Annotated in this window: 25 protein-coding genes; 18 read left to right on the top strand and 7 right to left on the bottom strand. The window is 41.0% G+C overall.

The features are described from left to right. Positions 1-16: 16 nt before the first annotated feature. Complete coding sequence (locus B5Y40_RS15485) at positions 17-355, bottom strand: DUF6249 domain-containing protein (RefSeq protein WP_079687701.1); 339 nt, start codon at positions 353-355, stop codon at positions 17-19. Positions 356-529: 174 nt separating this feature from the next. On the opposite strand from B5Y40_RS15485, the gene B5Y40_RS15480 reads away from it, so the two are divergent. From B5Y40_RS15480 to B5Y40_RS15470, 3 genes are all read left to right on the top strand, one after another. Continuing rightward, positions 530-1,093, top strand: a complete 564-nt coding sequence (locus B5Y40_RS15480; protein ID WP_079687700.1) for an RNA polymerase sigma factor — start codon at positions 530-532, stop codon at positions 1,091-1,093. Next, positions 1,090-1,488 (top strand): hypothetical protein, encoded by a 399-nt coding sequence (locus tag B5Y40_RS15475; RefSeq protein WP_143785785.1) that lies wholly within the window; start codon positions 1,090-1,092, stop codon positions 1,486-1,488. Before B5Y40_RS15480 ends, B5Y40_RS15475 begins: the two co-directional genes overlap by 4 nt. A gap of 61 nt (positions 1,489-1,549) precedes the next feature. Beyond that, a complete protein-coding gene (locus B5Y40_RS15470) occupies positions 1,550-2,383 on the top strand; it encodes a substrate-binding periplasmic protein (RefSeq protein ID WP_159453715.1) in 834 nt (277 codons plus the stop codon). Between the two features lie 56 nt (positions 2,384-2,439). On the opposite strand, the gene B5Y40_RS15465 is transcribed toward B5Y40_RS15470, so the two are convergent. Beyond that, positions 2,440-3,216, bottom strand: a complete 777-nt coding sequence (locus B5Y40_RS15465; RefSeq protein ID WP_079687697.1) for a DUF4382 domain-containing protein — start codon at positions 3,214-3,216, stop codon at positions 2,440-2,442. A 136-nt stretch (positions 3,217-3,352) separates the two neighbouring features. Here B5Y40_RS15465 and fumC point away from each other — a divergent pair, with 136 nt between their 5' ends. From fumC to B5Y40_RS15435, 6 genes are all read left to right on the top strand, one after another. Continuing rightward, complete coding sequence (gene fumC / locus B5Y40_RS15460) at positions 3,353-4,747, top strand: class II fumarate hydratase (RefSeq protein ID WP_079687696.1); 1,395 nt, start codon at positions 3,353-3,355, stop codon at positions 4,745-4,747. 69 nt (positions 4,748-4,816) lie between these two features. Beyond that, on the top strand, positions 4,817-5,455 hold the full coding sequence (locus tag B5Y40_RS15455; protein WP_079687695.1) for a coiled-coil domain-containing protein: 639 nt from the start codon (positions 4,817-4,819) through the stop codon (positions 5,453-5,455). Between the two features lie 124 nt (positions 5,456-5,579). Further along, positions 5,580-6,365: a hypothetical protein gene (locus B5Y40_RS15450; RefSeq protein ID WP_079687694.1), complete on the top strand. Its 786-nt coding sequence runs from the start codon at positions 5,580-5,582 to the stop codon at positions 6,363-6,365. 4 nt (positions 6,366-6,369) lie between these two features. Beyond that, on the top strand, positions 6,370-8,070 hold the full coding sequence (gene recJ / locus B5Y40_RS15445; RefSeq protein ID WP_079688452.1) for a single-stranded-DNA-specific exonuclease RecJ: 1,701 nt from the start codon (positions 6,370-6,372) through the stop codon (positions 8,068-8,070). Positions 8,071-8,073: 3 nt separating this feature from the next. Then, positions 8,074-8,853 (top strand): LPS export ABC transporter ATP-binding protein, encoded by a 780-nt coding sequence (gene lptB / locus B5Y40_RS15440; protein WP_079687693.1) that lies wholly within the window; start codon positions 8,074-8,076, stop codon positions 8,851-8,853. Positions 8,854-8,935: 82 nt separating this feature from the next. Continuing rightward, positions 8,936-10,459: a GH3 auxin-responsive promoter family protein gene (locus tag B5Y40_RS15435; protein WP_079687692.1), complete on the top strand. Its 1,524-nt coding sequence runs from the start codon at positions 8,936-8,938 to the stop codon at positions 10,457-10,459. 61 nt (positions 10,460-10,520) lie between these two features. Here B5Y40_RS15435 and B5Y40_RS15430 read toward each other — a convergent pair whose 3' ends face one another. Both B5Y40_RS15430 and B5Y40_RS15425 read right to left on the bottom strand, forming a co-directional pair. Continuing rightward, positions 10,521-11,444, bottom strand: a complete 924-nt coding sequence (locus B5Y40_RS15430) for a DUF6263 family protein (RefSeq protein WP_079687691.1) — start codon at positions 11,442-11,444, stop codon at positions 10,521-10,523. A gap of 43 nt (positions 11,445-11,487) precedes the next feature. Continuing rightward, positions 11,488-12,096, bottom strand: coding sequence for a DUF2179 domain-containing protein (locus B5Y40_RS15425; RefSeq protein WP_079687690.1), 609 nt, complete (start codon positions 12,094-12,096; stop codon positions 11,488-11,490). 263 nt (positions 12,097-12,359) lie between these two features. Here B5Y40_RS15425 and B5Y40_RS15420 point away from each other — a divergent pair, with 263 nt between their 5' ends. The 7 genes from B5Y40_RS15420 (at position 12,360) to rpiB (ending at position 18,070) form a co-directional block, all read left to right on the top strand. Continuing rightward, positions 12,360-13,025, top strand: a complete 666-nt coding sequence (locus tag B5Y40_RS15420; protein ID WP_079687689.1) for a TPM domain-containing protein — start codon at positions 12,360-12,362, stop codon at positions 13,023-13,025. Positions 13,026-13,067: 42 nt separating this feature from the next. Next, positions 13,068-13,805: a TPM domain-containing protein gene (locus B5Y40_RS15415; protein WP_159453714.1), complete on the top strand. Its 738-nt coding sequence runs from the start codon at positions 13,068-13,070 to the stop codon at positions 13,803-13,805. A gap of 34 nt (positions 13,806-13,839) precedes the next feature. After that, complete coding sequence (locus B5Y40_RS15410) at positions 13,840-14,763, top strand: TPM domain-containing protein (protein WP_079687687.1); 924 nt, start codon at positions 13,840-13,842, stop codon at positions 14,761-14,763. Between the two features lie 35 nt (positions 14,764-14,798). After that, on the top strand, positions 14,799-15,260 hold the full coding sequence (locus tag B5Y40_RS15405) for a DinB family protein (RefSeq protein ID WP_159453713.1): 462 nt from the start codon (positions 14,799-14,801) through the stop codon (positions 15,258-15,260). 162 nt (positions 15,261-15,422) lie between these two features. Beyond that, complete coding sequence (gene glyA / locus B5Y40_RS15400) at positions 15,423-16,691, top strand: serine hydroxymethyltransferase (RefSeq protein WP_079687685.1); 1,269 nt, start codon at positions 15,423-15,425, stop codon at positions 16,689-16,691. 72 nt (positions 16,692-16,763) lie between these two features. Then, complete coding sequence (tatC, locus tag B5Y40_RS15395) at positions 16,764-17,642, top strand: twin-arginine translocase subunit TatC (RefSeq protein WP_079687684.1); 879 nt, start codon at positions 16,764-16,766, stop codon at positions 17,640-17,642. Next, positions 17,639-18,070 carry a ribose 5-phosphate isomerase B gene (gene rpiB / locus B5Y40_RS15390; protein WP_185145731.1) on the top strand — a complete coding sequence of 144 codons (432 nt, stop codon included), beginning with the start codon at positions 17,639-17,641 and terminating at the stop codon, positions 18,068-18,070. Before tatC ends, rpiB begins: the two co-directional genes overlap by 4 nt. 68 nt (positions 18,071-18,138) lie before the next feature. Here rpiB and B5Y40_RS15385 read toward each other — a convergent pair whose 3' ends face one another. Together B5Y40_RS15385 and B5Y40_RS15380 are read right to left on the bottom strand one after the other, a co-directional pair. Further along, positions 18,139-19,305: an AIR synthase related protein gene (locus tag B5Y40_RS15385; protein ID WP_079687682.1), complete on the bottom strand. Its 1,167-nt coding sequence runs from the start codon at positions 19,303-19,305 to the stop codon at positions 18,139-18,141. 65 nt (positions 19,306-19,370) lie between these two features. Further along, the gene (locus tag B5Y40_RS15380) at positions 19,371-20,114 is read right to left on the bottom strand and encodes a 1-(5-phosphoribosyl)-5-[(5-phosphoribosylamino)methylideneamino]imidazole-4-carboxamide isomerase (RefSeq protein ID WP_079687681.1); all 744 of its coding nucleotides are present in this window, start codon (positions 20,112-20,114) and stop codon (positions 19,371-19,373) included. 146 nt (positions 20,115-20,260) lie between these two features. Between B5Y40_RS15380 and B5Y40_RS15375 the strand changes: the two genes are divergently transcribed. Next, positions 20,261-21,808: a PD40 domain-containing protein gene (locus B5Y40_RS15375; protein WP_079687680.1), complete on the top strand. Its 1,548-nt coding sequence runs from the start codon at positions 20,261-20,263 to the stop codon at positions 21,806-21,808. Positions 21,809-21,891: 83 nt separating this feature from the next. Here the strand turns inward: B5Y40_RS15375 and B5Y40_RS15370 are convergent, their stop codons facing one another. After that, entirely contained in the window at positions 21,892-22,446 is a 555-nt protein-coding gene (locus tag B5Y40_RS15370; protein WP_079687679.1) for a DUF2911 domain-containing protein, read from the bottom strand. 259 nt (positions 22,447-22,705) lie between these two features. On the opposite strand from B5Y40_RS15370, the gene B5Y40_RS15365 reads away from it, so the two are divergent. Continuing rightward, entirely contained in the window at positions 22,706-23,248 is a 543-nt protein-coding gene (locus B5Y40_RS15365; RefSeq protein ID WP_079687678.1) for an LOG family protein, read from the top strand. The last annotated feature ends 47 nt before the right edge of the window (positions 23,249-23,295 follow it).

The raw sequence follows: 23,295 nt of genomic DNA, 5'->3' as shown, positions 1-23,295 counted from the left end.
AAGATATACTTCGCGATTACTTGGTAAATTTCTTTACCAGGAAGTAATAGATTAGAAATCCAAGGGATAAAGCAACTGCAAAAATTCCGTATGGAAGCGTTGAGTCAGGACGAACATCCAGGTAATCCATAAGGATTAATGAGATGCCGGAGAAGAAAGCGATCAACCCCCACTTCAAAGATGAATACTTATTCTCTGCGCTATAATCTTTAAAAATAGATTGGCTCTCTTCGTTCACAAAACCTTTATCAATCATCTTCTTTTTAAGAATATAGTCTGTAAGCACTTTCGTGAAGAAATACAGGGTTGTTCCGAAGCTTCCAAAAATTGCGATGGGCATGAGTACGTGTTCCATAATATTGTATGTGTTAAAGTTTTCGAATTGTTTTATGGCGTAAGACACAGGTCCAGGACAAGATGTTGCAGGAATTTTAAAACTTTCGGAATACTAAGGTTTTGATATTTTGACTCTAAAACATTTTACTATTTTCCTGCAACATCTTTTAATCTACACCTGTCTAACAACCCAATGATAGACGACCGGACGCTAATCTCTAGAATTATACGAGGAGATATGCAAGCCTTCACGCAGTTGATACGACAGCATGAAAGGCTTGTTGCGCATATGATTAGCAGGCTAGTGAAAAATGACGAAGAGCGTGAAGAACTTTGTCAGGATGTATTCTTGAAAGTATATGAAAAGCTTGGAGAGTTTAATTTTCAATCTAAACTTTCCACGTGGATCGCAACCATTGCGTATCGCCATGCGATCAACCACATGCGAAAGAATAAAATACCGTTCAGTGAAATACCCGAAGAGGAAAGTTTCTCTGCGTATTTTGTGAATGAAGAAAGTCCTGAATCATTAATGGAAGAAAAAGATTTGGACGTTTTTGTATTAAAATTGGTGGATGAACTTCCTGTGAACTATAAAACAGTTTTGATACTTTATCATCAGGAAGGAATGACGTATGACGAGATCGGAGCAGTTACCAATATGCCAGGGGGCACAGTAAAAAATTATATTTTCAGAGCACGAACACTCTTAAAAGAGAAAGTAAAGAAATATAGTGTTAAAGAAGAATGGTTATGAGTGAAGCAGATAAAACTATACAGGAAAAAATTGAAGCTGGATTGCCTGTTACAGGCAATGACGCTGATGAAAAAATTTACCGGCGAATTTTCAGCGTACTTGAAAAGGAGCCTGATTTTGTTTTGCCAGCTTCCTTTGCTGCCAAGGTAATCGGTAAAATTAAGCAACAACAAGCTCAATCGGCAAAGCGCGAATATTTCTGGATGTGTGCCGGAATCTTTTTACTCATCGTTACTTTGATCGTATCTATTTCAATGACGGAATTTAAACTTCAGGCAGGATTTCTTGAAGGTATATCTCGCTACAAAGGAGTCGCTCTGTTTGGCATCGCCTTCATTCTGATATTACAATGGATCGATAAACGGTTTATCCGTTCGAAACAAAATGCTATATAATTTTGGTGTGTTGGCATTTCCCTTATCTTAGCGATAGATAATGTATCCTATATCACCCCTTATGAAGTATTTTAGTTTAGTGTTGCTGAGCTTTGTGTTCAGTATATCTTCTATAGCTCAAAAATATACCGGAGACAGTTGGTCGAAAGTAAAATCGAAAGGATCAGGAATGCTAACGATTGTATACTATGATCAAGCAGGTCTTATTCAAAATGTGAACGGTAAGATGAAGGGTGTTTGCGTAGATATACTCTCTGATTTTGCCGAATACATAAAGGCAAAACACGGAGCAAACCTCACCATTAACTATGCAGGTGAAGAACATGATTTCTCGACCTTCCTTAAAGTCTCGCAATCAACGCCAAACATTCTCGGAGTAACCAACACCAGCATCACGGATGAGCGGAAAAAAATTATGAAGTTCAGTCCTCCTTTTATGACAACGCAGTTGGTGTTGCTCACCAATCAAAAGACGCCAGCATTAACCAAATTAGAAGATCTTCCAAAAACCTTTCAAGGTTTTACGGCCCAAGTAATTACCGGAAGCACACATGTGAAGTATATCGATAAAATCAAGAAACAATATTATCCACAGCTAAATGTAGTATACGCTCCATCAAGCGAAAGCGTCATTAAAAATCTTTCTTCCAACACCAAGGTATTTTCCATTCTGGATTTCACCGAGTATGTTGGTGTGGTCCGTAAAAAACTTCCTGTAAAAAGGCACGATGTAGATCTCGGAAGTGCTGAAGAGCTTGGGTTTATTATGGCTAAGCAGACAGATTGGGATCAGGTATGGAATGAGTTTCTGACAACTGATTACCGTAAAAGTGTCCGCTATAAAAAAATTATTGCTGACAATTTGGGTTCTACTTTTCTAAACCTGGTACGATAAAAAAAAGAGGCTTGTCACAATGGCGAGCCTCTTTTAATACAGATATATACCTGGTTCTAATCAAGGCCTAGTGTAACTGTACCTAGATCTGTAACGCTCCCAACAGACACTTGTACACCTTCTTTTTGTGTTGAAAGATATTTTACGTTTGGTTCAAACGAAACAACGTACGAACCGGTTGGTAAACCTCTTATCAAGAAATTTCCTGAAGCATCAGTATAAGTTGTACCCACCGTATCAATTCCGCTGATCGCATAAATGGCCGGAGTAGATTCGGCAGGAACCACAATTCCTTTGATCGCTCCGTCTTGCGCTTCAGTAATAGTGCGGATAACAGGTTTCAATTTATAGCTTCCATTTCCTGTTGTTACAATGGAACGCGCAACATCAAAGTCCAAAAGAATTTTATAGGTTATTCCTTCTGCCAAAGTTTGATGTACTTGTAATTTTAAACCGGACTGTTGTGCGCTTGGAGTGCCCAAGTCAAAAACTTCACCATTTACTTTAATAGTGTTTTCATCACCGAGTATTAATCGTACTTGAGAAATTTTACCAGCAGGTATTTCAATCTCTCCCAATAAGGTATCGAGTCCGTTTGTCAGTTCAAGAAGATTATATACCCCTTTATCAACAGCCAGAGATTTCCAGCCAGAATTTTCGTCTTCACCAACATGAACTTCCACTCCTTGAATGTCAACGTTTACCTCCTGATAATCGCCAGGAGCATCCGTTAAACTGATTTGAACCTTTGCAGTTTTTTCATCAGAGTCACAACTCACCAAAAAAACCGTTGTAAGGCCAATCAGAAAGAGTTTTACCGTTTTCAGTATCATAAATATTTCATTGTTTGATAATACATAAAGGTGAGTAAAAGCAACACCTTCCGCGCAACGAATCCTGATCAACAGCCAATAGTTTCGCTTTTGTGACAGCTTCCTATATTTTTGCGACTCAAATAAAAATTCTGCTATGAGCTATCGCATTGAAAAAGACACTATGGGTGAAGTTCAGGTTCCCGCTGATAAATACTGGGGAGCCCAAACGGAACGTTCCCGCAACAACTTTAAGATCGGTCCGGAAGCCAGTATGCCAAAGGAAATCATTTATGCTTTTGCTTATCTTAAAAAAGCTGCCGCTATAGCCAATCATGAATTGGGCGTTTTAGCAGCTGATAAGAAAGATCTGATTGCAAAAGTTTGTGATGAAATCCTTACGGGAAAGCTGGATAGTGAATTTCCATTGGTGATCTGGCAAACTGGATCAGGCACGCAAAGTAACATGAACGTAAATGAAGTTATCGCGTATCGTGCCCACGTTATGCAAGGCGGTAAATTAACAGACGACAAAAAAGTGCTTCATCCTAATGATGATGTGAATAAATCTCAATCATCGAATGACACATTTCCGACAGCCATGCACATCGCTGCTTATAAACAAGTAGTTGATATTACCCTACCAGGGATGAAGAAGCTTCGCGATACACTTGCAAAAAAATCAGAAGCCTATAAAAATATAGTGAAGACTGGTCGCACACATTTTATGGATGCTACACCACTAACATTAGGTCAGGAATTTTCAGGATACGTTCAACAAATTGACAACAGCATGCGTGCAGTAAAAAATGCACTCGAGGTTGTTCGTGAATTAGCACTTGGCGGAACAGCAGTTGGTACAGGACTTAACACACCAAAGGGATATGATGTACTTGTTGCGAAAAAAATCGCAGAGTTAACAAGCCTTCCTTTCGTAACGGCACCCAATAAATTCGAAGCACTGGCAGCACACGATGCGATGGTAGAATTATCAGGCGCATTGAAACGCTCTGCTGTTTCTTTAATGAAAATAGCGAATGATATCAGAATGCTGAGTTCCGGCCCTCGCTGTGGCATTGGCGAAATTGTTATTCCGGATAACGAGCCAGGTTCTTCTATTATGCCAGGCAAAGTGAATCCAACGCAACCCGAAGCTTTAACGATGGTATGCGCACAAGTAATCGGAAACGATGTGGCAGTTTCTATAGGTGGCTCCACCGGTCATTTTGAATTGAATGTGTTTAAGCCTGTGATTGCAGCAAACGTCCTTCAATCTGCTCGCCTGATCGGAGATGCTTGCGTATCATTCAATGATAAATGTGCAGAAGGTATAGAACCGAATGAGCCGGTAATAAAACAGCATCTTGAAAATTCATTGATGTTAGTTACGGCCTTGAATACGCACATTGGTTATGAGAACGCAGCGAAGATTGCAAAGAAAGCACACAAGGAAAACAAGACGCTTCGCGAAGCTGCTGTTGAACTCGGCTTGCTTACATCCGAGCAGTTCGACCAATGGGTAAGACCCGAAAACATGGTTGGAAGTCTTTGAGAAATAGAGGCTTCCTTCAAAACATAAAAAAATTATTTGTACTTTTAATGAGTTTTAAACAAACAAGCCATGAAATGTAGACTTACTTTATTTTTTTGTCTGGCTTTCATTTTTTCATCTTCACTAGTTTTTGCACAGCTCTCTAAACAAGAAAAGAAGGAGTGGAAGAAAAAAGCCAAAGAATTTTCTAAAAGTCCCGAGAGCCTGAAACAAATGACAGAAGAGAAACAGGCTGCGGAATCCCAGGTGTCTTCCCTGAATCAAAAGGTTACGCAGATGCAAAGCCAGATCAGTGATAAAGATGCTAAGATTGTTCAACTGGAAGATGAACTCACACAAAGCCGAGGACAACTTACAGCAGCAAAAGCCGAACTCTCCCAACTCAAAGAAGCGCCAGTGATTAATCCTATGGATTTTTCGAAAGGCGTAGTTTTCAAAGTGCAGATCGGTGCTTTCAAAAATAAGGACCTTGCAAAATATTTTGACAACAACCCGAACTTCGGTGGTGAAGTAAAGGAAGGCGAGCCTCAAAAAGTAACAATCGGAATTTTCCGTGATTATTGGGAAGCCGACACATTCAAAAAATATATGCGCGAGATGGGAGTGAAAGATGCCTGGATTGTTCCCTACAAGGATGGTCAGCGTGTCGAAATAAAAGACGTTCTGGAAGGCGTAGTAAACGAAAAGCCAGCAGAAAGTTCAAAGTAAAAAATCAAATCTGTTTAGATATAAAAAGCAGTGGTAAAACACTGCTTTTTTTGTTTATTACAAGTCTATCTATTTACAGCATCGAATAATTTTCAAAAGATCACCCCTGCTTTATTTTTGTAGAATGACTCGTTTACAATACCTCTTGATTTTAGTAACACTTTTGCCCGTTACAGTGCTGGCTCAGATTCGTGTTGGTAAGCTTGTTATCAAAAAGAATGAAGTATTCGATTTGGGTCAATCGGATATCCTGGTTGCTGATACATTAATCATGATGGACTCATCACGATTAGTGCTTAACAAATTGAAGCGCGAAAACTTCGTGCGCGTTAAATGGGCGATCTTCGGTAATCATTGCATTATTGATGGAAGAGGTATAGATGGGAAACCTGGAAGAAACGGAAGAAATGGTGTGAGTCCTACAATTCCTTGTAGCCCTGGTTTGCCAGGAAGAAACGGAGGAAGGGGTCTCGATGGGACAGCGGGCATCAACCTTTTTCTGTACCTTGAGAGAATAACCATGAATGGAAATCTGGTTATAGATTTAAGTGGAGGAAATGGAGGTAAAGGTGGTGATGGAGGAAATGGCGGAGGAGGAAGCACCGGCACTGTTCATTGTGCCGGTGGCGATGGCGCCAATGGAGGAAATGCCGGCCAAGGCGGAAACGGTGCAAATGGTGGAACGTTGACGTTGGACAATGCAAAGAATCCAAGGATTAAAGAATTGATAGGAAAACAAATTGTTGTTAAAATTTACGGCGGTGTAGCAGGCTCCGCAGGAAGAGGCGGATATCATGGACCAGCCGGTTTAGGCCCATCACGAAAAAATGGAAAGGACGGTTTGCCGGGAACAGATAGTGCCAGTGGCATTGGTGGTGTTCAAGGCAATATCAATTTCGAATCAAACTAAGCAGATGTATAGAAGATGGATTCAAAAAGAGATACCCTCACAAGAGGAAATAGAAAAGCTTTCTCAGGCAATTAACATAAATCACAGTTTAGCATCTATTCTTATTCAGCGAGGAATAACTGATTTTGAAAATGCTAAGAAATTTTTTCGCCCTTCGCTCGATCATCTTCATGATCCATTTCTGATGAAGGACATGGATAAAGCCATGGATCGCATGAAGAAGGCAATTGATTCAGGCGAGAAGATTCTCATCTATGGCGACTATGATGTTGATGGAACAACAGCCGTTTCATTGGTATATAGTTACATTCATAATTTTTATGGAAAGTGTGAAGTATATATCCCCGACCGCTACGCGGAGGGTTATGGGGTATCGTTGGCAGGAGTTGAATGGGCTGAACAAAATGGATATACTTTAATTATATCCTTGGATTGTGGAATCAAATCATCAGAACTGATCGATGTCGCTAACAATAAAGGCATCGATTTTATAGTCTGCGATCACCACTTGCCCGACAATAATATACCAAACGCTATAGCAGTACTGGATCCAAAGCAAAACGACTGTAATTATCCGTACAAAGAACTTAGTGGTTGTGGTATTGGCTTCAAACTAATTCAGGCTTATGCAAAACGCTACCGCGATGAACAGGAACTTGCGCCATACCTCGACCTTGTTGCTGTAAGCATTGCATCAGATATAGTACCGATCAATGGTGAAAACAGAACGCTTGCGCATTTCGGATTAAAAAAATTGAATGAAGACCCTTCTCCAGGATTAAAGGCACTAAAGGAAATTGCTGCTATAAAAAATGATCTTGATGTTTCCGGTATTGTTTTTACGCTTGGTCCACGCATTAATGCTGCGGGTCGCGTAGCACATGCTCGTGCCGCGGTAGATCTGCTGATAGCAAAAACAGAAGAAGAAGCGAACGACCTTGCTGGTAAAGTAAATATCAAGAACGACCTTCGTAAGCAGTTTGATTCTGATATAACTGAAGAAGCAATCGCGATGATTGAGAATGATGCAACACTGCGTTCAGCAAAATCAACAGTTCTTTTTAAGAACACCTGGCACAAGGGAGTAATTGGCATAGTTGCTGCACGGTGTGTAGAGAAATATTATAGACCAACTGTGATACTGACAGAATCAAATAACAAAATTACGGGCTCGGCAAGAAGCGTAAATGGCTTTGACCTTTACAATGCTATACTTGAATGCAGCGATCTGTTGGAAAAATTTGGTGGTCATAAATATGCCGCAGGCCTAACACTCGACATTCAGAACCTTGAATTATTTCAACGCAGATTTGAAGAAGTAGTATCGTCAACAATAACGGAGGACATGCTGACTCCGGTTATTGAAATTGACATGCCCCTTGATTTCAATATGATCTCGCAAAAGTTTTTAAATGTGTTGAAGCAAATGGCTCCTTTTGGTCCCGAAAGTCAACGCCCTGTTTTTCAGGCGAACAATATATATGTTTTCAATTCCTTGTCTAGCTTTAAAGATAAACATGTGCGTTTCCTGGCCGGACAAGAAGGAAGTGATTGTGTTTTTCAGGCAGTAGGATTCGACCTGATTGAACATTACGACAGACTTTCGAAACGTGATGTTTTTAAAATGGCATTTACAGTAGAAGAGAATACTTTCAACGGAACAACCTCTATTCAATTAAGAATCAAAGACATTAAATTTCATTAGACCATGATATTGCGTGCCGAACATTTAATAAAGAAGTATAAAACGCGGACCGTTGTGAATGATGTGTCTGTACAAGTGGCTCAAGGTGAAATCGTAGGGCTATTGGGACCTAACGGTGCCGGTAAAACAACTTCGTTCTATATGATTGTTGGGCTCATCAAACCGAATGAAGGAAAGATTTTTCTTGATGATCGTGAGATAACACCATTGCCGATGTATCAGCGTGCCCGTATCGGACTGGGATATTTAGCGCAGGAAGCTTCTGTTTTCAGAAAACTCACAGTTGAAGAAAACATCATGTCCGTTCTGGAAATGCGTGATTTTACAAGTCAGCAACGTAAAGAGAAAGTTGATGAATTGATAGAAGAATTCAGTCTTCATAAAGTGCGCAAGAACTACGGCATGTCTCTTTCCGGAGGAGAGCGTAGAAGAACAGAAATTGCGCGTGCCCTGGCCGTTGATCCGAAGTTTGTATTACTGGATGAACCCTTTGCCGGTGTAGATCCAATCGCTGTTGAAGAAATCCAGACCATTGTAGCAAAACTGAAAAACAAAAACATCGGTATTCTTATTACAGATCATAATGTTGATGAAACATTATCTATAACCGATCGCGCTTACTTGATGGTAGACGGAAAACTTTTCAAATCAGGAACAGCACATGAACTAGCGAGCGATCCACAAGTACGGAAAGTTTATCTTGGTCAGAACTTTGAATTGAAAAGGTCAAAACTCACCCTTCCGAAAGAAGAGCAATGGAGTGATCCATCTGAGGGATTATAATTACTTTTTAATTCCGCTGATACTTTTTAAGCCACCATTCAATCGGCAAGTTTTCTTATTTTTGATTTTGCTGTAAACTGCAATGGGACTAATCAATTCTATATTGACATGGGTAATGAAGAAGCGCATCCATCAAATGGAGCTCTTCATGAAATATCCGCATGAGGTACAGGATGAGATTTTCAAGAAATTAATACAGACTGCTCGTACAACAGAGTTTGGTATACAGTATGATTTCAGCAGCATTCAAACATACGATCAATTTCGCAGTCGTGTACCTATACATACTTACGAAAAACTTTTCCCTTCGATAGAGCGCCTCATGCGCGGTGAACAAAACATTTTATGGCCAACGGAAATAAAATGGTTTTCAAAATCATCGGGCACTACAAATGCACGCAGTAAATTTATACCGGTATCACAAGAAGCCTTGGAAGATTGTCACTTCAAAGGTGGCAAGGACCTGATCTCACTCTACGTCAACAATTATCCGGATACAACTTTATTTGATGGTAAGGGCCTTGCTGTTGGAGGAAGTCATCAGATCAATGATTTTGACCCGAGCGCGAGTTCGTACTATGGAGATGTTTCTGCTGTCATTATGCAAAACCTTCCGCAGTGGGCGCAATTCATCCGGACGCCAAGTCTCGAAACCGCGTTGATGGGAAATTGGGAAGAGAAGATTGAAAAGATGGCGCGCGAGACCGCGCGTGATAATGTTACGAATATAGCAGGCGTACCCACGTGGACAATTCTCTTGATTCAAAAGGTTGTTGAGCTAGAAGGAAAGAATAATATACTTGAGGTTTGGCCGAACCTGGAAGCTTTTTTTCACGGAGCCGTTTCTTTCGCACCGTATCGTGCGCTTTTTAAAGCGCTTATTCCATCGGATAAAATGCGTTATTGGGAAATATATAATGCAAGCGAAGGCTTCTTCGGTATACAAGATCAGCGTGATTCGGAAGAGCTATTACTCATGCTCGATTATGGTGTTTTCTACGAATTCGTTCCTATAGCAGAACTGGAAAAAGAAGATCCACGCGCTGTTCCTTTAAGCGAAGTAGAACTCAACACGAACTATGCAATGGTCATTTCTACCAATGCAGGTTTATGGCGCTATAACATTGGCGATACAATCAAATTTACTTCGCTTGCTCCTTATCGCATAAAAATTTCAGGACGCACCAAGCATTACATCAATGCTTTTGGTGAAGAGCTTATTGTTGAAAATGCCGAGACTGCTATATCCAGAGCGTGTGACCTGACGGGAGCGATCATCGAGAATTTTACAGCTGGGCCTATATATCTGGCGCATGGAAAAAAAGGCGGGCATGAATGGCTTGTAGAATTTAAAGTAAAGCCATCGAGCATGGAAGAATTCACGAGACTCCTTGATAAGACACTTCGTGAGATTAATTCCGACTACGATGCTAAACGTGCGCATAACCTTGCGCTTATTGAACCTGTTGTGCACAGCGTTGAGGAGGGAACCTTTTATAATTGGATGAGAAGTCGTGGTAAACTTGGCGGACAAAATAAAGTACCACGTCTTTCTAACTCACGCGAGTATATAGAAGATATTTTAAGAATGATGGCGGAGGTATAAAAAGCTTTTTGAACTATATCATAAAAAAGGATGGAGTTAAGTGCTCCATCCTTTTTGTTTTTTACTTGATTGTAAATGTACTCTCACTTAGAATCTCCATGGGTACATCGGTATCCTGAGGAAGCATACCTCCGGCTAATAAAGTCATCTTGCCTTTAATCTCTGAGATCACTTCCATTTTTATAGGCCATCCACTTTTTATATCCACGGTACCTTTTGTCATTTGTCGGCCGTTCAAATCAACCTTCGCTTGCATTCCGTTGATGGTTGTTGTCTTTTCCTTATCTGTAGTTACAACGGTACCATCACTGGTGATAGAAGCAACAGTGCCTTCCAGTTTTTCAAAGGTCCATGTGTTGTTAATTTGCATTGGAAAATTTAATGCCGTGCTTACAGTGTTTTTCCAGGTGTCACCAGTTTTCACTTTTGCTGGAGAGTACTGCATCAGCGACATCTCAATACTTGCCTTGATCGATTGCTCACTCATCGCTTGTTGAAGCGATTGCTTTGCCTGTGCAGCGGCAGCAGCTTCTAAACCAAGTTCGGAAATGCCAGAGTATAAATTCTCGGTGCCTTCAACTTTTTCAATAATGCCTTCTTTATTCATATAGATGAAGAAAGGTTTCTGAGTCATACTCTTCATCATTTTGTTCTGCATATTATCATCTGCTCCTTCGCTGTCCATGGTAACATCACCCATAGGCGGAGGCATATTCATGATCATTTTAATTTTCGAATATGTAGTCTGCACTTTCGCTCCTTTGCCAGTAAGTTCAACAACCTTCAACTGCATACCACCATCTATAGCAACTTTGATTGTCATTTCTCCGGCACCAGGTATATCTTGAGTGATCGTTTGTTTCGAAACCTGGACCCACTCATGCACGTCTCCTACTTTAAAGATATATTCAAGTTTGACTAGCTTCGCTGGATTTGTAAAGGCGCAGACTACAAAAAATAAAACCACAAAACGTAATGCTTTCATAGAGTTGTTTAATATGTAATACGGAAAATAAAATTTAAAATCGCTAATCTCTCTTTATACTTTTTAACCACGAGCCTATACTCCATCGCGTTGACTCCTGAACAATCGTTCCACTTTCTGCGGCACGATTAACTCGTTCAACTGTATAAAAAGCACTTGGTAAAATTTCTTTCAGTTTTAATAACAAGTCTTCCAAATGTTCTCTTTCCAAAACTGTAAACACAAGATTCTCATGTCCGTCCGGACCTTCAGCATCCACATGAGTATATCTGAATTGCTGTGATGTTAAAAAAGCAAGCAGGTGATAAACCTCTTTTCGTGTAATGATCCGCACAATTACTTTTCCGTACGCGATGCGCTCCTCTATGATCATGCCTACAAAAATACCCATGGCAAAACCTGCGGGATAAGCAACATAACAAATCCAGTTATCCAGATGTTCGAAAATCTGGCGAATGGCCATCAGCCACACAAACGATTCGAAAAATCCGAGTATAGTGGCCGTTGTTTTTCTGCCTCCTAAAACATAAATGATACGGATGGTATTGATGGATACATCCGTAATGCGCGCGAAAAAAATCAGCAACGGAAGAATCAGGAAACTGAAAACATTTTCTGTAGCGCCCAATGTGCCGGTAAAGAATTCTTCCATAATTTTTGAAATATTAAATTAACATTCCCGACTAAAGCTTTATGAAGATACCTGTTAATCTGCTTCGGACGGAAAGCTATAAATTGGTTTTTTAATTTGTTTGTGTTTGATCATGTTTTTTTATGACAACGCGAGTAAGTAACTTTATTCCAGCATAATCCAACTCCTTTAGTGTTGCAAAAACATTTTTAAACGCCAACGGAAATAAAAGAATCTGTGATTAAAGCAGATTGCTTTACCCAAAGTTCAACGAACAAAGAATTATGAATCTCAAACACAAATTTTCAGATAGCGACCTGAAACGTATACAGGAAGCCGTGAAAAATGCGGAAGACAAAATCTCTGGTGAAATTGTACCTGTGATTGTTGAACGCAGTGGCCACTATTCGGAAGGTAATTATCGCGGCAGTTTAATAGGTGCATCACTCGTATTTATTTTCATGATTATATTCGATCGCTATGTAATTACAGACGCGGAGAATACACTTTACTACGATCCCGTTTTTATTTTTATAATAGTAATTCTTGGAGGTGTTGTCGGTGCAGTACTTCCAAATTTTATAGATCCATTAAAGAAAATGCTGGTAAGCCAGCATCATCTCGATTACTCTACACGCCAGCGTGCCGAAAATGCTTTTTTGCAGGAAGAAGTTTTCAACACCAAACACCGCACGGGCATCATGATCTTTATTTCATTCTTTGAGCACGAAGTAATTGTTATGGCTGATAAAGGGATCAGCAAAGTCGTAGACCAAAAGCAGTGGGATAAAATTGTTTCGGAATTGATAACACATATACGTGCAGGCAAACTCGTGGAGGGTCTTGAAATTTCTATCAAACGTTGTGGTGAGATTTTATTGGAGAAAGGTTTTTATAAAACAGAAGATGATACGAATGAACTGGGAGATGAACTTCGCTTCGACCGCTGATCTGAAATGTATATCTCCATGCCTAACCACCCGCTTTCACTCATGACATTTAGAATTTTTCTCTGCCTTATATTTATACCTCTTCTGTCTTTCGCTCAAAGAACTGTTCCCGAACATGGAGGTAAATGGGTACACGATGAAGCCAACGTATTATCTGAAGCGACAAAATCTGAGCTCGAAAAGATTCTTAAAGCAGAACGCGATTCAACATCGAACCAGATTGCAGTACTAATTATACCATCATTGGATGGCGATGCATTTGAAGACTATTCACTTCGTGTTGCAGAAAAATGGAAGCTTGGTCAAAAAGATAGAGACAATGGTGTGCTCCTGTTAATCTCCATTAACGATAAGCTTGTCCGCATCGAGACTGGCTACGGATTGGAAGGCGTATTAACGGACGCACTTTCAAGTCGTATCAACCGAAATGAGATTGCTCCGCATTTTAGACAAGGAGATTTTGATGGAGGCGTAAAGGCTGGCGTGATGGCCATCATTCAGTCCATAAAAGGAGAGTATGTAAATGATGCACCTCCTACTACTCAAAAAAGAAAACGCAAAAGTTCTCCGCTATTTACATTACTGGTGATACTCGTAATTATAATTTTAGCGGCCAAAAGACGCGGTGGTGGCGGTGGTGGCGGATGGTCATCCCGTGGTGGATGGATTGGTCCGATTGGCGGAGGTGGTTTTGGATCGAGCTCCGGTTCATGGGGCTCCGGTTCTGATTTCGGTGGCGGTGGCGGTTTTGGCGGAGGAGGATCCAGCGATTCCTGGTAGCGACAAGATATATAGCTGCGAAATATAGGTAAAGATGAAAAAGTTAATACTGATCTTTTGCATACTTACTAACCTTACCGCGTTTGCACAGCGCGCCGTTCCTGAGTTGTGGGGTCATCGCGTGCATGATGAAGCGCATATACTTTCGCAAACTACAGTAGACAACCTGGAAGTGATGCTTCAGGCTCACGAAGATTCAACCACGAATCAGATTGCTGTTCTCATTATACCATCGCTCAATGGCGATGTGCTGGAAGAATATTCTCTGCGTGTAGCCCACGATGTATGGAAGCTTGGTTCAAAGAATAACGACAATGGTGTGTTGCTGCTTATTGCTGTTGACGATAGAAAAATGCGGATTGAAGTTGGTTATGGCTTGGAAGGTGTTTTGACGGATGCCGTTACAAGTCGCATTATTCGAAATGAAATTGCTCCCCGGTTTCGAGATCACCAATATGACAGCGGTGTAACAAGCGGTGTACAAGCAATTGTAACTGCCATTAAAAATGAATATTCAGCCGTTGACAATGCTTCCGAAGAAGACACTTTACAAGTAGAAATGAATTGGAAGGAGCGTTTGCTTATTGGCGCGTTCATTTTTGGTATACTTGGTATATTCACAGCACTTGGTCTTTTTGTACAAGGCTGCATGGGTTGGTTTCTGTATGCATTTTTAATTCCGTTTTACGCTGTGTTTCCCATGGTAGTTTTTGGTGTGACTGGTGGCATAGTGGTGCTAGGTATATATGCTATCGGATTTCCGATTGTTAAAATACTGATGAGCAAAACTGAATGGGGAAAACGGATGGCGACAAAAATGAATAATACTAACCGCTCTGGCGGAAGTGGCTGGTCTTCAGCTTCAGGATGGGGATCGGGTAGCAGCGGCCGCAGCAGTGGAGGATTTTCCGGAGGTGGCGGAAGTTTTGGCGGAGGAGGAAGCAGTGGTTCCTGGTAAGATATTTTAGGCTAATGTGAGTTATGGAATATGCCGTGAAACAATATCAGCTCGTTCGTGCTTCACGTGCCGTTGCTATGGATTACTATCATCACGTTGGAGAAAAATTATTTTTTAAGGTCGATACTTTTAATTCGAAAAGTATATCTGATCTGTTGGTGCACATTGCGCATGTGTATACTTTCTGGCTTGGCAACTTTGCGTTGAAAAAAAATCTGGCCTATATCCCGATCAATGACGTTTCCAATCTTCATACGCTGCAACGCCTTTATCAGGATGTAGATGTACTTGTAGAAGAATTTCTGGAGAATTTTAAGAATGGTTCGTCAGCGGATGTTTCAGGAAGAGCCGGAACTCCTCCCCGGGAAATAACACGATCTCCCTTAGAAATTTTCACGCACGTCCTTACACATGAATTTCATCATAAAGGTCAGATTCTGATCATGGGAAGATTACTTGGATTTCCTCCTCCTGATACCGACATCATTCATTTTTAATCGTTCGTAAAAAATACTGACAATCATTTCAATAGCCGGTATCCTAATCCTATTTTTGGGCCTTCTTTTAAACCCGTTCACAATGAACCCATACAAGGTATCCGCTTAATGTAATATACCTGCAGACTATATCTGATCCATAAGAAACAAACTACTTACCTGATGAAAAGAGATAAAGTTATTTTCGACCTCATTGAAAAGGAAAAACAACGCCAGCAACATGGTATTGAATTAATTGCCTCTGAAAACTTCACTTCTCAACAAGTGATGAAGGCGATGGGCACCGTGTTGACGAATAAATATGCGGAGGGTCTTCCCGGAAAACGCTATTATGGTGGATGCGAGGTAGTGGATGAGATCGAGCAATTAGCAATTGATCGTGCAAAGGCATTATTTGGAGCGGAATGGGCAAACGTTCAGCCTCACTCCGGAGCACAGGCAAACGCAGCAGTTATGCTGGCCTGCTTAAAACCTGGCGACAAAATTCTAGGTTTTGATTTATCACATGGTGGTCACCTTACCCATGGTTCTCCTGTAAACTTCTCTGGTAAATTGTATCAGCCAACATTTTATGGTGTTGAAGAAGCTACTGGCGTTATTGATTTCGATAAAGTAATTGAAACAGCGAAGCGTGAAAAACCAAAGATGATTATCTGTGGTGCATCTGCGTATAGCCGTGACTGGGATTATAAAAAACTTCGTGAAGCAGCAGATAGCGTTGGTGCACTTTTGCTTGCCGACATTTCGCATCCTGCTGGTCTGATCGCGCGTGGATTGCTAACAGATCCAATGGAGCATTGCCACATTGTAACGACCACTACACATAAAACACTTCGCGGTCCACGCGGAGGACTTATCCTTGTTGGTAAAAACTTTGATAATCCTTTCGGACTGAAAACCCCGAAGGGTGAACTTAGAAAAATGTCGTCTATACTGGATTCAGGTGTATTTCCGGGAACGCAAGGTGGACCATTGGAGCACGTGATCGCTGCAAAAGCAATTGCTTTTCAGGAAGCATTGTCCGATGAATACATGGAGTATATCGTACAGGTTGCCAAGAATGCAAAAGCAATGGCACAGGCATTTCTTGACCGTGGCTATAAAATTATATCCGGAGGTACAGACAATCACTTGATGCTAATCGACCTTCGTTCGAAAAAATTAACCGGTAAGCAAGCTGAGGAATCCTTGATTCAAGCTGATATAACGATTAATAAAAACATGGTTCCATTCGATACGCAATCACCTATGGTAACATCGGGTATGCGTGTAGGAACACCAGCAATCACAACGCGCGGCTTGAAAGAAAAAGACGTAGTGAAAGTTGTTGAACTGATCGATGAAGCACTACAGAATGTTGATAACACAAAACAACTGAAGGCGGTGAAGAAGAAAGTAAACCGCTTGATGGAAAAGTTTCCACTTTATTAATTTGAAAAATATCCAGCGGACCTTCTTAGTTGATTAAAAATTAAGAAGGTCTTTTATAATTTTTATATAACCATGCCATTAGATCAGGATCCGATTGAAGAAGAAAGTGGAGAAAAGGAAATGTCATTTCTCGATCACCTCGAGGAGCTCCGGTGGCATGTTATTCGTTCTCTGGCTGCTATTGTTATATTCACAATCTTCGCTTTTGTACAAGTAAAGTGGATTTTCACCAATGTAATTCTGGCACCAGCGAAATCAAATTTCTGGACTTGGAGAATGTTCTGTAAGCTCGGTCAGGCGTTCAGCTCACAGGATTTATGTATCGAAGACATCCAGCTCGAATTGCAAAGTCGTTTTATGACAGGGCAGTTTACCATTACAATCGTAGCTGCTTTTATAATTGGACTCGTATTCGCATTTCCCTATGTTGTTTGGGAGCTGTGGAGATTTATAAAGCCAGGTCTTAAAGTAAATGAGCGTAAAAACTCAACAGGCGTTGTGGCTTCTGTTTCTCTCCTATTCCTCTCAGGAATTTTATTCGGATACTATGTCATCGCTCCGCTCATGGTATACGTCATGGTAAACTACCAGATCAGTGACATGATCCGAAATGAGTTCGATATCACATCGTATGTTTCTACCGTGGTAACACTCGTGTTTGGTAGCGGATTATTATTTCAATTACCCGTAGTTATATACTTCCTTTCTAAAATAGGATTGGTTACGCCCGCTTTTTTGAGAAAATACAGAAAACATTCAGTCGTAATTATTCTTGTTATAGCGGCTATCATCACTCCTCCGGATCCGCTCAGCCAAACGCTGATCTCGATTCCATTGTATCTGCTTTTTGAAATCAGTATTATAATATCGGCCAGAGTAGAGAAACAAAAATTGAAAGAAGAAGCGGAAGAACGCTTACGCGAACAACAATCAACACCATCTCCGTCATGAAAAAAATAGCGATCGGCAGCGACCACGCTGGATTTGAATACAAGGAAGCTCTTCGCAAATGGTTAGAAGCGAATGGCTATACGTATAAAGATTTTGGAACCTATAGCACCGCCTCCGCGGATTATCCAGACTTTGCTCATCCGGTTGCCAATGGCGTAGAGAGTAAAGAATTTGATCAGGGTATATTGGTTTGTGGCAGTGCCAACGGAGTGGCTATTACCGCGAATAAACATCAAGGCATTCGCGCTGCGATCTGTTGGACGGAAGAACTTGCTAGCCTCTCACGCCAACACAATGATGCTAATATAGTTTGTATTCCGGCACGCTTCATTTCTCTGGATGACGCCGAGAAAATTGTGAACCGTTTTCTTACTGAAAAATTTGAAGGGGGAAGACACGCGAACCGCGTTGGGAAAATAAGCTGCTAAATTATACCCGCAGAGGCGTGTATATAATGAATATAAAAATGCCCGGGTATATATACCGGGCATTTCTTTTAATAGCTGAACTCTCCTACTTTACTTTTGATTGTTACTTTTTTGGAATCAGATTTCTCTACATAACCGATGATCTGTGCTTCCATGTTAAAACTTTGGGCGATTGAAATGACATCCTGAGCATACTTCTCGTCAAGATATAGCTCCATACGATGGCCCATATTGAAAACTTTATACATCTCTTTCCAATCTGTTTTACTTTGCTCCTGAATAAGCTTAAACAGCGGAGGTATATCGAACATATTATTTTTTACAATATGAACGTCATCTACAAAGTGAAGCACTTTTGTTTGAGCACCACCACTGCAATGCACCATGCCGTGAACTTGTGATCGAAGATTTTTCAAAACTTCAATAATAACCGGAGCATACGTGCGGGTAGCGGAAAGTACAAGCTTGCCGGCATCGAGCGGAGAACCTTCAACTTTATCCGTTACTTTATAACTTCCCGAGTATACCAGGTCAGCAGAGATACTTCCATCAAAAGACTCCGGATATTTTATAGCATAGTCTTTATGGAAAACATCATGACGCGCAGATGTTAATCCATTACTCCCCATACCTCCGTTATAAGAATCTTCGTAAGAGGTTTGTCCATAAGAGGCTAATCCAACGATAACATTTCCGGCTTTGATCCGGCTGTTGTCGATCACGTCTTTTCTTCTTAACCGCGATACAACTGTGCTATCAACAACAATGGTTTTTACAAGATCACCAAGATCTGCAGTCTCACCCCCAGTACTAATGATGTTTAATCCGTGCTTGCGCAGCATCTCCAACACCTCTTCTGTGCCATTGATTATAGCTGCTATAACTTCTCCCGGTATAAGATTTTTATTACGACCGATAGTGGAGGAAAGAAGTATATTTTCAGTCGCTCCCACACAAAGCAAGTCATCAATATTCATGATGATAGCATCCTGCGCTATACCTTTCCAAACCGACAAGTCTCCGGTTTCTTTCCAGTATATATAAGCCAGTGATGATTTTGTTCCTGCTCCGTCAGCATGCATCACCGTGCAAAAATTTTCGTCAAGACCTAAATAGTCCGGAACGATCTTGCAGAATGCTTTTGGAAAAAGACCTTTATCCAGTTTGCTGATGGCCTGGTGAACATCTTCTTTGGAGGCGGAAACGCCACGTTGGTTATAACGATCGGAGCTCAAGTATATATCTGTAAAGTGAAAGAAAGATTTCTTCCGTAAATAATCAGGATACTATAATAAAGTAATTAAGATTCTTTCTTAACCAGAAACTGTTCAAGGTCTTTGAGGTTAAGGATACCTTCGTAATATGCTTTTCCGAAGATTACAGCAAACACGCCCATATCATTAAGACGTTTGATGTCGTCCACACCGCGAACACCGCCACTGGCCAGTACACATATTTCCGGAAAGGTTTTGATGATCTCTTCGTAATAATCGAAGGCTGGCCCCTCAAGAACACCATCACGCGAAACATCGGTAGACTTCACGTACTTCAATCCACGTGAATAAAAGTATTCCAGTTGTTCGAATAGTTTAGTTTGTGTTTTGCGTTGCCATCCTCTGAACAAAAGTTCTTTTGTAGTACGATCAACAACATCTGCACCCAGCGTTATTTTCTCACGACCGTAGGATATAATCCACGAAGCAAACAGCTCCGGGTTGGTAACAGCGATACTCGCAGCTGTGATATAGTCAGCTCCGAATTCATACGCCTTGCTAATATCACCATCGGTCGAAATCCCTCCGGTAAAATCTATTTTCAAATCTGTATAGCCAGAGATCGTTTCCAGCACAGCCCAGTTAACAGGTGCTCCTTTTTCTGCACCATCCAAATCAACAAGATGTACTACTTCAATGCCATGATCCTCGAAGCGCTTGGCCAGGTCAAGAGGATTTTCATTATAGGCCTTCTCACTGGTCGGATCGCCTTTGCGCATCTTCACGACCTTTCCTTTCCGAATGGCAATAGATGGGATTACCTGGATCATTATACTGAATTTTCTGAGCAGCCAAGTTACGATGCAAAGCTGAAAAACCCTTGTGGTAGCTGAAAAACTGAAAATTATTCACGGCAACGAATTTGCTTTCTGCCACCATAGATTTCGCTAATTTTATCAATCACTTAAAAATCTTTATGAGAAAAATAGCTGTGCTGTTGTTATTGGTAAGTATTGCATCTAATGTTTTGAGCCAGGCGAAAGTTCGGAGGTTGCCCAGTATTATAAATCACCCTTCGCTGGATGTCTCCGCTCCCTACATCAGCCTCGATGGAAATGCACTGTTGTTTGTTGCAAACAATGGTCAGGATGGCGCGCTTAATATTTTATATACTTCACGCGAATCAGATTGGAAAGAACCTGCAGACCTTCCGAAACACTTGAACACGCGGTTAAATTTTTTTAAAGGATATGCTCTGAGTGCCGATGGAAAAAAATTATACTTCACGTGCGCAAAGTCTCCGGTGATTGGTGGCTATGATATATTCTCCTCAGAACTTACAGGAAGCACCTGGAGTCAGCCTGAGAATTTAATGCTCCCGATCAATTCCAAAACCAATGATGGCTCGCCTTCATTTACGGGTGATGGTAATACAATATATTTTATGCGCTGCGATAAAATGGATCAAAGCAAAGCGAGTGGTTGCAAGATCTTCTCTGCAAAAAAGAAATCGAACGGTCAATGGGAGGAGCCTGTAGAGTTACCAGCTGCGATCAATGCAGGAAACTCGCAGACACCACGTATTATGGCTGATGGCGAAACGCTGATTTTTTCCTCTGATAAACTTGCTCCAAATAAAGGCGGCATGGATCTCTATATGAGTAAATTTAAAGGAGGGAGCTGGACAAGCCCTATAGCGCTTGATTTTGTAAACACAGAAAAAGATGATCAGTACGTTAGTGTAGCCGCGTTAGGAAGATACTTGCTAAAAGAATCGCCAGGCGCCAGAAAAAATTCAGAGATCACCGAGTTTTTAATTCCTGCTGAAATAAAGCCACGCGGCTTGATGATTGTGGAAGGTAAAATTACGGATAACACTGGGGCTGCTATACCCGCCTATATTTCGATCACAGATCTTGCTACCAACAAGCGTGCATACAGCGGGCGACCTTCTGCGAATGGAGCGTATTCTATTTTTCTGTTAGAAGGAACACGTTATGCAATGTCAGTTGATCCGGAACAAAGTAATGTATCTTTCTTTACAAGATCATTTGACTTGACGTCCGATAAAATTCCGCAAAAGGAGAAAGTAAACATTACTTTGAAGCAGCTTCAGGCAGGCGATGAAATACAATTGAATGTATCTTTCAAGCCTAATTCTGCTGTGCTTGATGCATCGTCTGATGATGAATTGAAGCGTTTGTCGCGTATAGCAAAAGCTAATCCATCGTTGAAATTTGAAATTCAGGTCTTACTGAATGGTTATACGGAGGATACTATAAGATCATCGGCAGACCTTACTGAATTAACGGTAGATTCAATCCATACCAGACTTGATAATGTTGATACAGTATTAGTAAGAAGAACATATCACAATGATCGTACACTGTTACAAGCTCAGGCCGTGATCGATTTCCTGATAGCTCAAGGTTCGGATCCTAAAAATCTTAAATACTTTGGCAATGCTATACCGGCGACATCTCCTGAAAACAGGAAACTGATTGTTAAAGCAGTTGCCCGATAACGACAATTGTATACCCAGACTATAAATGAAAAGAGGTAAGCATTACGCTTACCTCTTTTTCTATAAATGAATTCTCTATTTCGTTAATATGAAAACGGAACAGCAACGAGTGTTTTATCCCAGATAAGAACCATCTCAGCATCTTCTCCTACTTTTTCAAAAGCAATTGTGAATTGCTCGAATTGTCTTTCCTGCTGCACGGCATGCACATCAAGTTTTACAACATCGCGGGAAGGATCTCTGTTTGCATCACCACCGGAACTAACACCCCACTGACCAAATTCCGAATTGAAAATGATAGTCCAGGTTTCTGCTCCTGGAATCGTCCACAAAGAGTACTTACCCTTTTTCAATGTCTTCCCTTCAAACTGAAGGTCGCCCGTGGTTTCAAAAGTTGTCGCCTCGTTGGCTCCGGTACGCCACACCACTCCGTACGGCACAAGTTTGCCAAAAATTTCACGGTTCTTTTTAGACGGTCGATTGTAAAAAACCTTCACCGTAAGGTCTCCATCGTTAAAAACAACCTCTTCTTCCGGACTGAAAGATTTGGTTTGTTTTTTCATATAGTACATTGTTACCCGGCCCAGCAGGATTAACACGACAATCGCTATACCGGTAAAAATCAAAAATTTCTTCATAATCAATAAATGGCCTCGGCTCCAAGATCGTTATTCAAAACAATTTTTCAATCTTCTGATACAAAATACTAATAGAGAACCTATTTTTACGGGCCTAAAAATAATAAGTTATGGACGTAGCATCATGGTGGCCTTTTTTCGTAGTAATCGCATTATTTATTTTAGCGATCGTTTCACCTTGGATCTTCCCCAATAAGATGGTGAGCAAGAACAAGCATGACAACAAATTCTAAGAAGTCATTTCGCTTCTAAGTAATTCATGAACATCTGTGTTTTCTGCGGCTCTTCATTAGGCCATAATTCGGTCTATGAAACTGCTGCAAAAGAATTGGGCGAGTTAATGGCTTCACAAGGTCATACACTCGTGTATGGCGGAGGCAACGTTGGCCTTATGGGCGTCATAGCAGATGCTATTATGAAAAACGGAGGAGAAGTTATAGGAGTCATTCCTGATTTCCTGTTACAACGTGAAGTTGGTCACCGCGGACTTTCTCGCCTCGAAGTTGTTAACTCCATGCACGAACGCAAAAAAAGAATGGCCGACCTGTCGGATGCATTTATAGCGTTACCCGGTGGTTGGGGTACACTCGACGAGCTTGCTGAGATACTTACATGGAAGCAGCTTGGGATCATTAGCCAACCCGTTGGTTTACTTAACATTGCTGAATTCTTCAATGCTCTGCTGGATCAAATGCAGAAGATGGTTGACGCGGGATTCCTTCGCGCATCCAACCTTGATTTTTTATTGATCGAAAATTCCAGTGAAAAACTTCTGTCGTCTCTCCAGACAGAAAATCTCTAAACATTCGCACAAATTGACTTATCTTGACGTATAACCTATAACGGTTC

The sequence above is a fragment of the Ohtaekwangia koreensis genome, assembly GCF_900167975.1.
In the GTDB taxonomy this organism is placed as follows: domain Bacteria; phylum Bacteroidota; class Bacteroidia; order Cytophagales; family Cyclobacteriaceae; genus Ohtaekwangia; species Ohtaekwangia koreensis.
This window is presented reverse-complemented; position numbering and strand designations above follow the sequence as displayed.

What these genes read in the sequence shown, in the direction of transcription:
- B5Y40_RS15485 (WP_079687701.1), bottom strand. Translation starts at nt 355, where the DNA reads ATGGAACACGTACTCATGCCCATCGCAATTTTTGGAAGCTTCGGAACA.
- B5Y40_RS15480 (WP_079687700.1), top strand. Translation starts at nt 530, where the DNA reads ATGATAGACGACCGGACGCTAATCTCTAGAATTATACGAGGAGATATG.
- B5Y40_RS15475 (WP_143785785.1), top strand. Translation starts at nt 1,090, where the DNA reads ATGAGTGAAGCAGATAAAACTATACAGGAAAAAATTGAAGCTGGATTG.
- B5Y40_RS15470 (WP_159453715.1), top strand. Translation starts at nt 1,550, where the DNA reads ATGAAGTATTTTAGTTTAGTGTTGCTGAGCTTTGTGTTCAGTATATCT.
- B5Y40_RS15465 (WP_079687697.1), bottom strand. Translation starts at nt 3,216, where the DNA reads ATGATACTGAAAACGGTAAAACTCTTTCTGATTGGCCTTACAACGGTT.
- fumC (WP_079687696.1), top strand. Translation starts at nt 3,353, where the DNA reads ATGAGCTATCGCATTGAAAAAGACACTATGGGTGAAGTTCAGGTTCCC.
- B5Y40_RS15455 (WP_079687695.1), top strand. Translation starts at nt 4,817, where the DNA reads ATGAAATGTAGACTTACTTTATTTTTTTGTCTGGCTTTCATTTTTTCA.
- B5Y40_RS15450 (WP_079687694.1), top strand. Translation starts at nt 5,580, where the DNA reads ATGACTCGTTTACAATACCTCTTGATTTTAGTAACACTTTTGCCCGTT.
- recJ (WP_079688452.1), top strand. Translation starts at nt 6,370, where the DNA reads ATGTATAGAAGATGGATTCAAAAAGAGATACCCTCACAAGAGGAAATA.
- lptB (WP_079687693.1), top strand. Translation starts at nt 8,074, where the DNA reads ATGATATTGCGTGCCGAACATTTAATAAAGAAGTATAAAACGCGGACC.
- B5Y40_RS15435 (WP_079687692.1), top strand. Translation starts at nt 8,936, where the DNA reads ATGGGACTAATCAATTCTATATTGACATGGGTAATGAAGAAGCGCATC.
- B5Y40_RS15430 (WP_079687691.1), bottom strand. Translation starts at nt 11,444, where the DNA reads ATGAAAGCATTACGTTTTGTGGTTTTATTTTTTGTAGTCTGCGCCTTT.
- B5Y40_RS15425 (WP_079687690.1), bottom strand. Translation starts at nt 12,096, where the DNA reads ATGGAAGAATTCTTTACCGGCACATTGGGCGCTACAGAAAATGTTTTC.
- B5Y40_RS15420 (WP_079687689.1), top strand. Translation starts at nt 12,360, where the DNA reads ATGAATCTCAAACACAAATTTTCAGATAGCGACCTGAAACGTATACAG.
- B5Y40_RS15415 (WP_159453714.1), top strand. Translation starts at nt 13,068, where the DNA reads ATGACATTTAGAATTTTTCTCTGCCTTATATTTATACCTCTTCTGTCT.
- B5Y40_RS15410 (WP_079687687.1), top strand. Translation starts at nt 13,840, where the DNA reads ATGAAAAAGTTAATACTGATCTTTTGCATACTTACTAACCTTACCGCG.
- glyA (WP_079687685.1), top strand. Translation starts at nt 15,423, where the DNA reads ATGAAAAGAGATAAAGTTATTTTCGACCTCATTGAAAAGGAAAAACAA.
- tatC (WP_079687684.1), top strand. Translation starts at nt 16,764, where the DNA reads ATGCCATTAGATCAGGATCCGATTGAAGAAGAAAGTGGAGAAAAGGAA.
- rpiB (WP_185145731.1), top strand. Translation starts at nt 17,639, where the DNA reads ATGAAAAAAATAGCGATCGGCAGCGACCACGCTGGATTTGAATACAAG.
- B5Y40_RS15380 (WP_079687681.1), bottom strand. Translation starts at nt 20,114, where the DNA reads ATGATCCAGGTAATCCCATCTATTGCCATTCGGAAAGGAAAGGTCGTG.
- B5Y40_RS15375 (WP_079687680.1), top strand. Translation starts at nt 20,261, where the DNA reads ATGAGAAAAATAGCTGTGCTGTTGTTATTGGTAAGTATTGCATCTAAT.
- B5Y40_RS15370 (WP_079687679.1), bottom strand. Translation starts at nt 22,446, where the DNA reads ATGAAGAAATTTTTGATTTTTACCGGTATAGCGATTGTCGTGTTAATC.
- B5Y40_RS15365 (WP_079687678.1), top strand. Translation starts at nt 22,706, where the DNA reads ATGAACATCTGTGTTTTCTGCGGCTCTTCATTAGGCCATAATTCGGTC.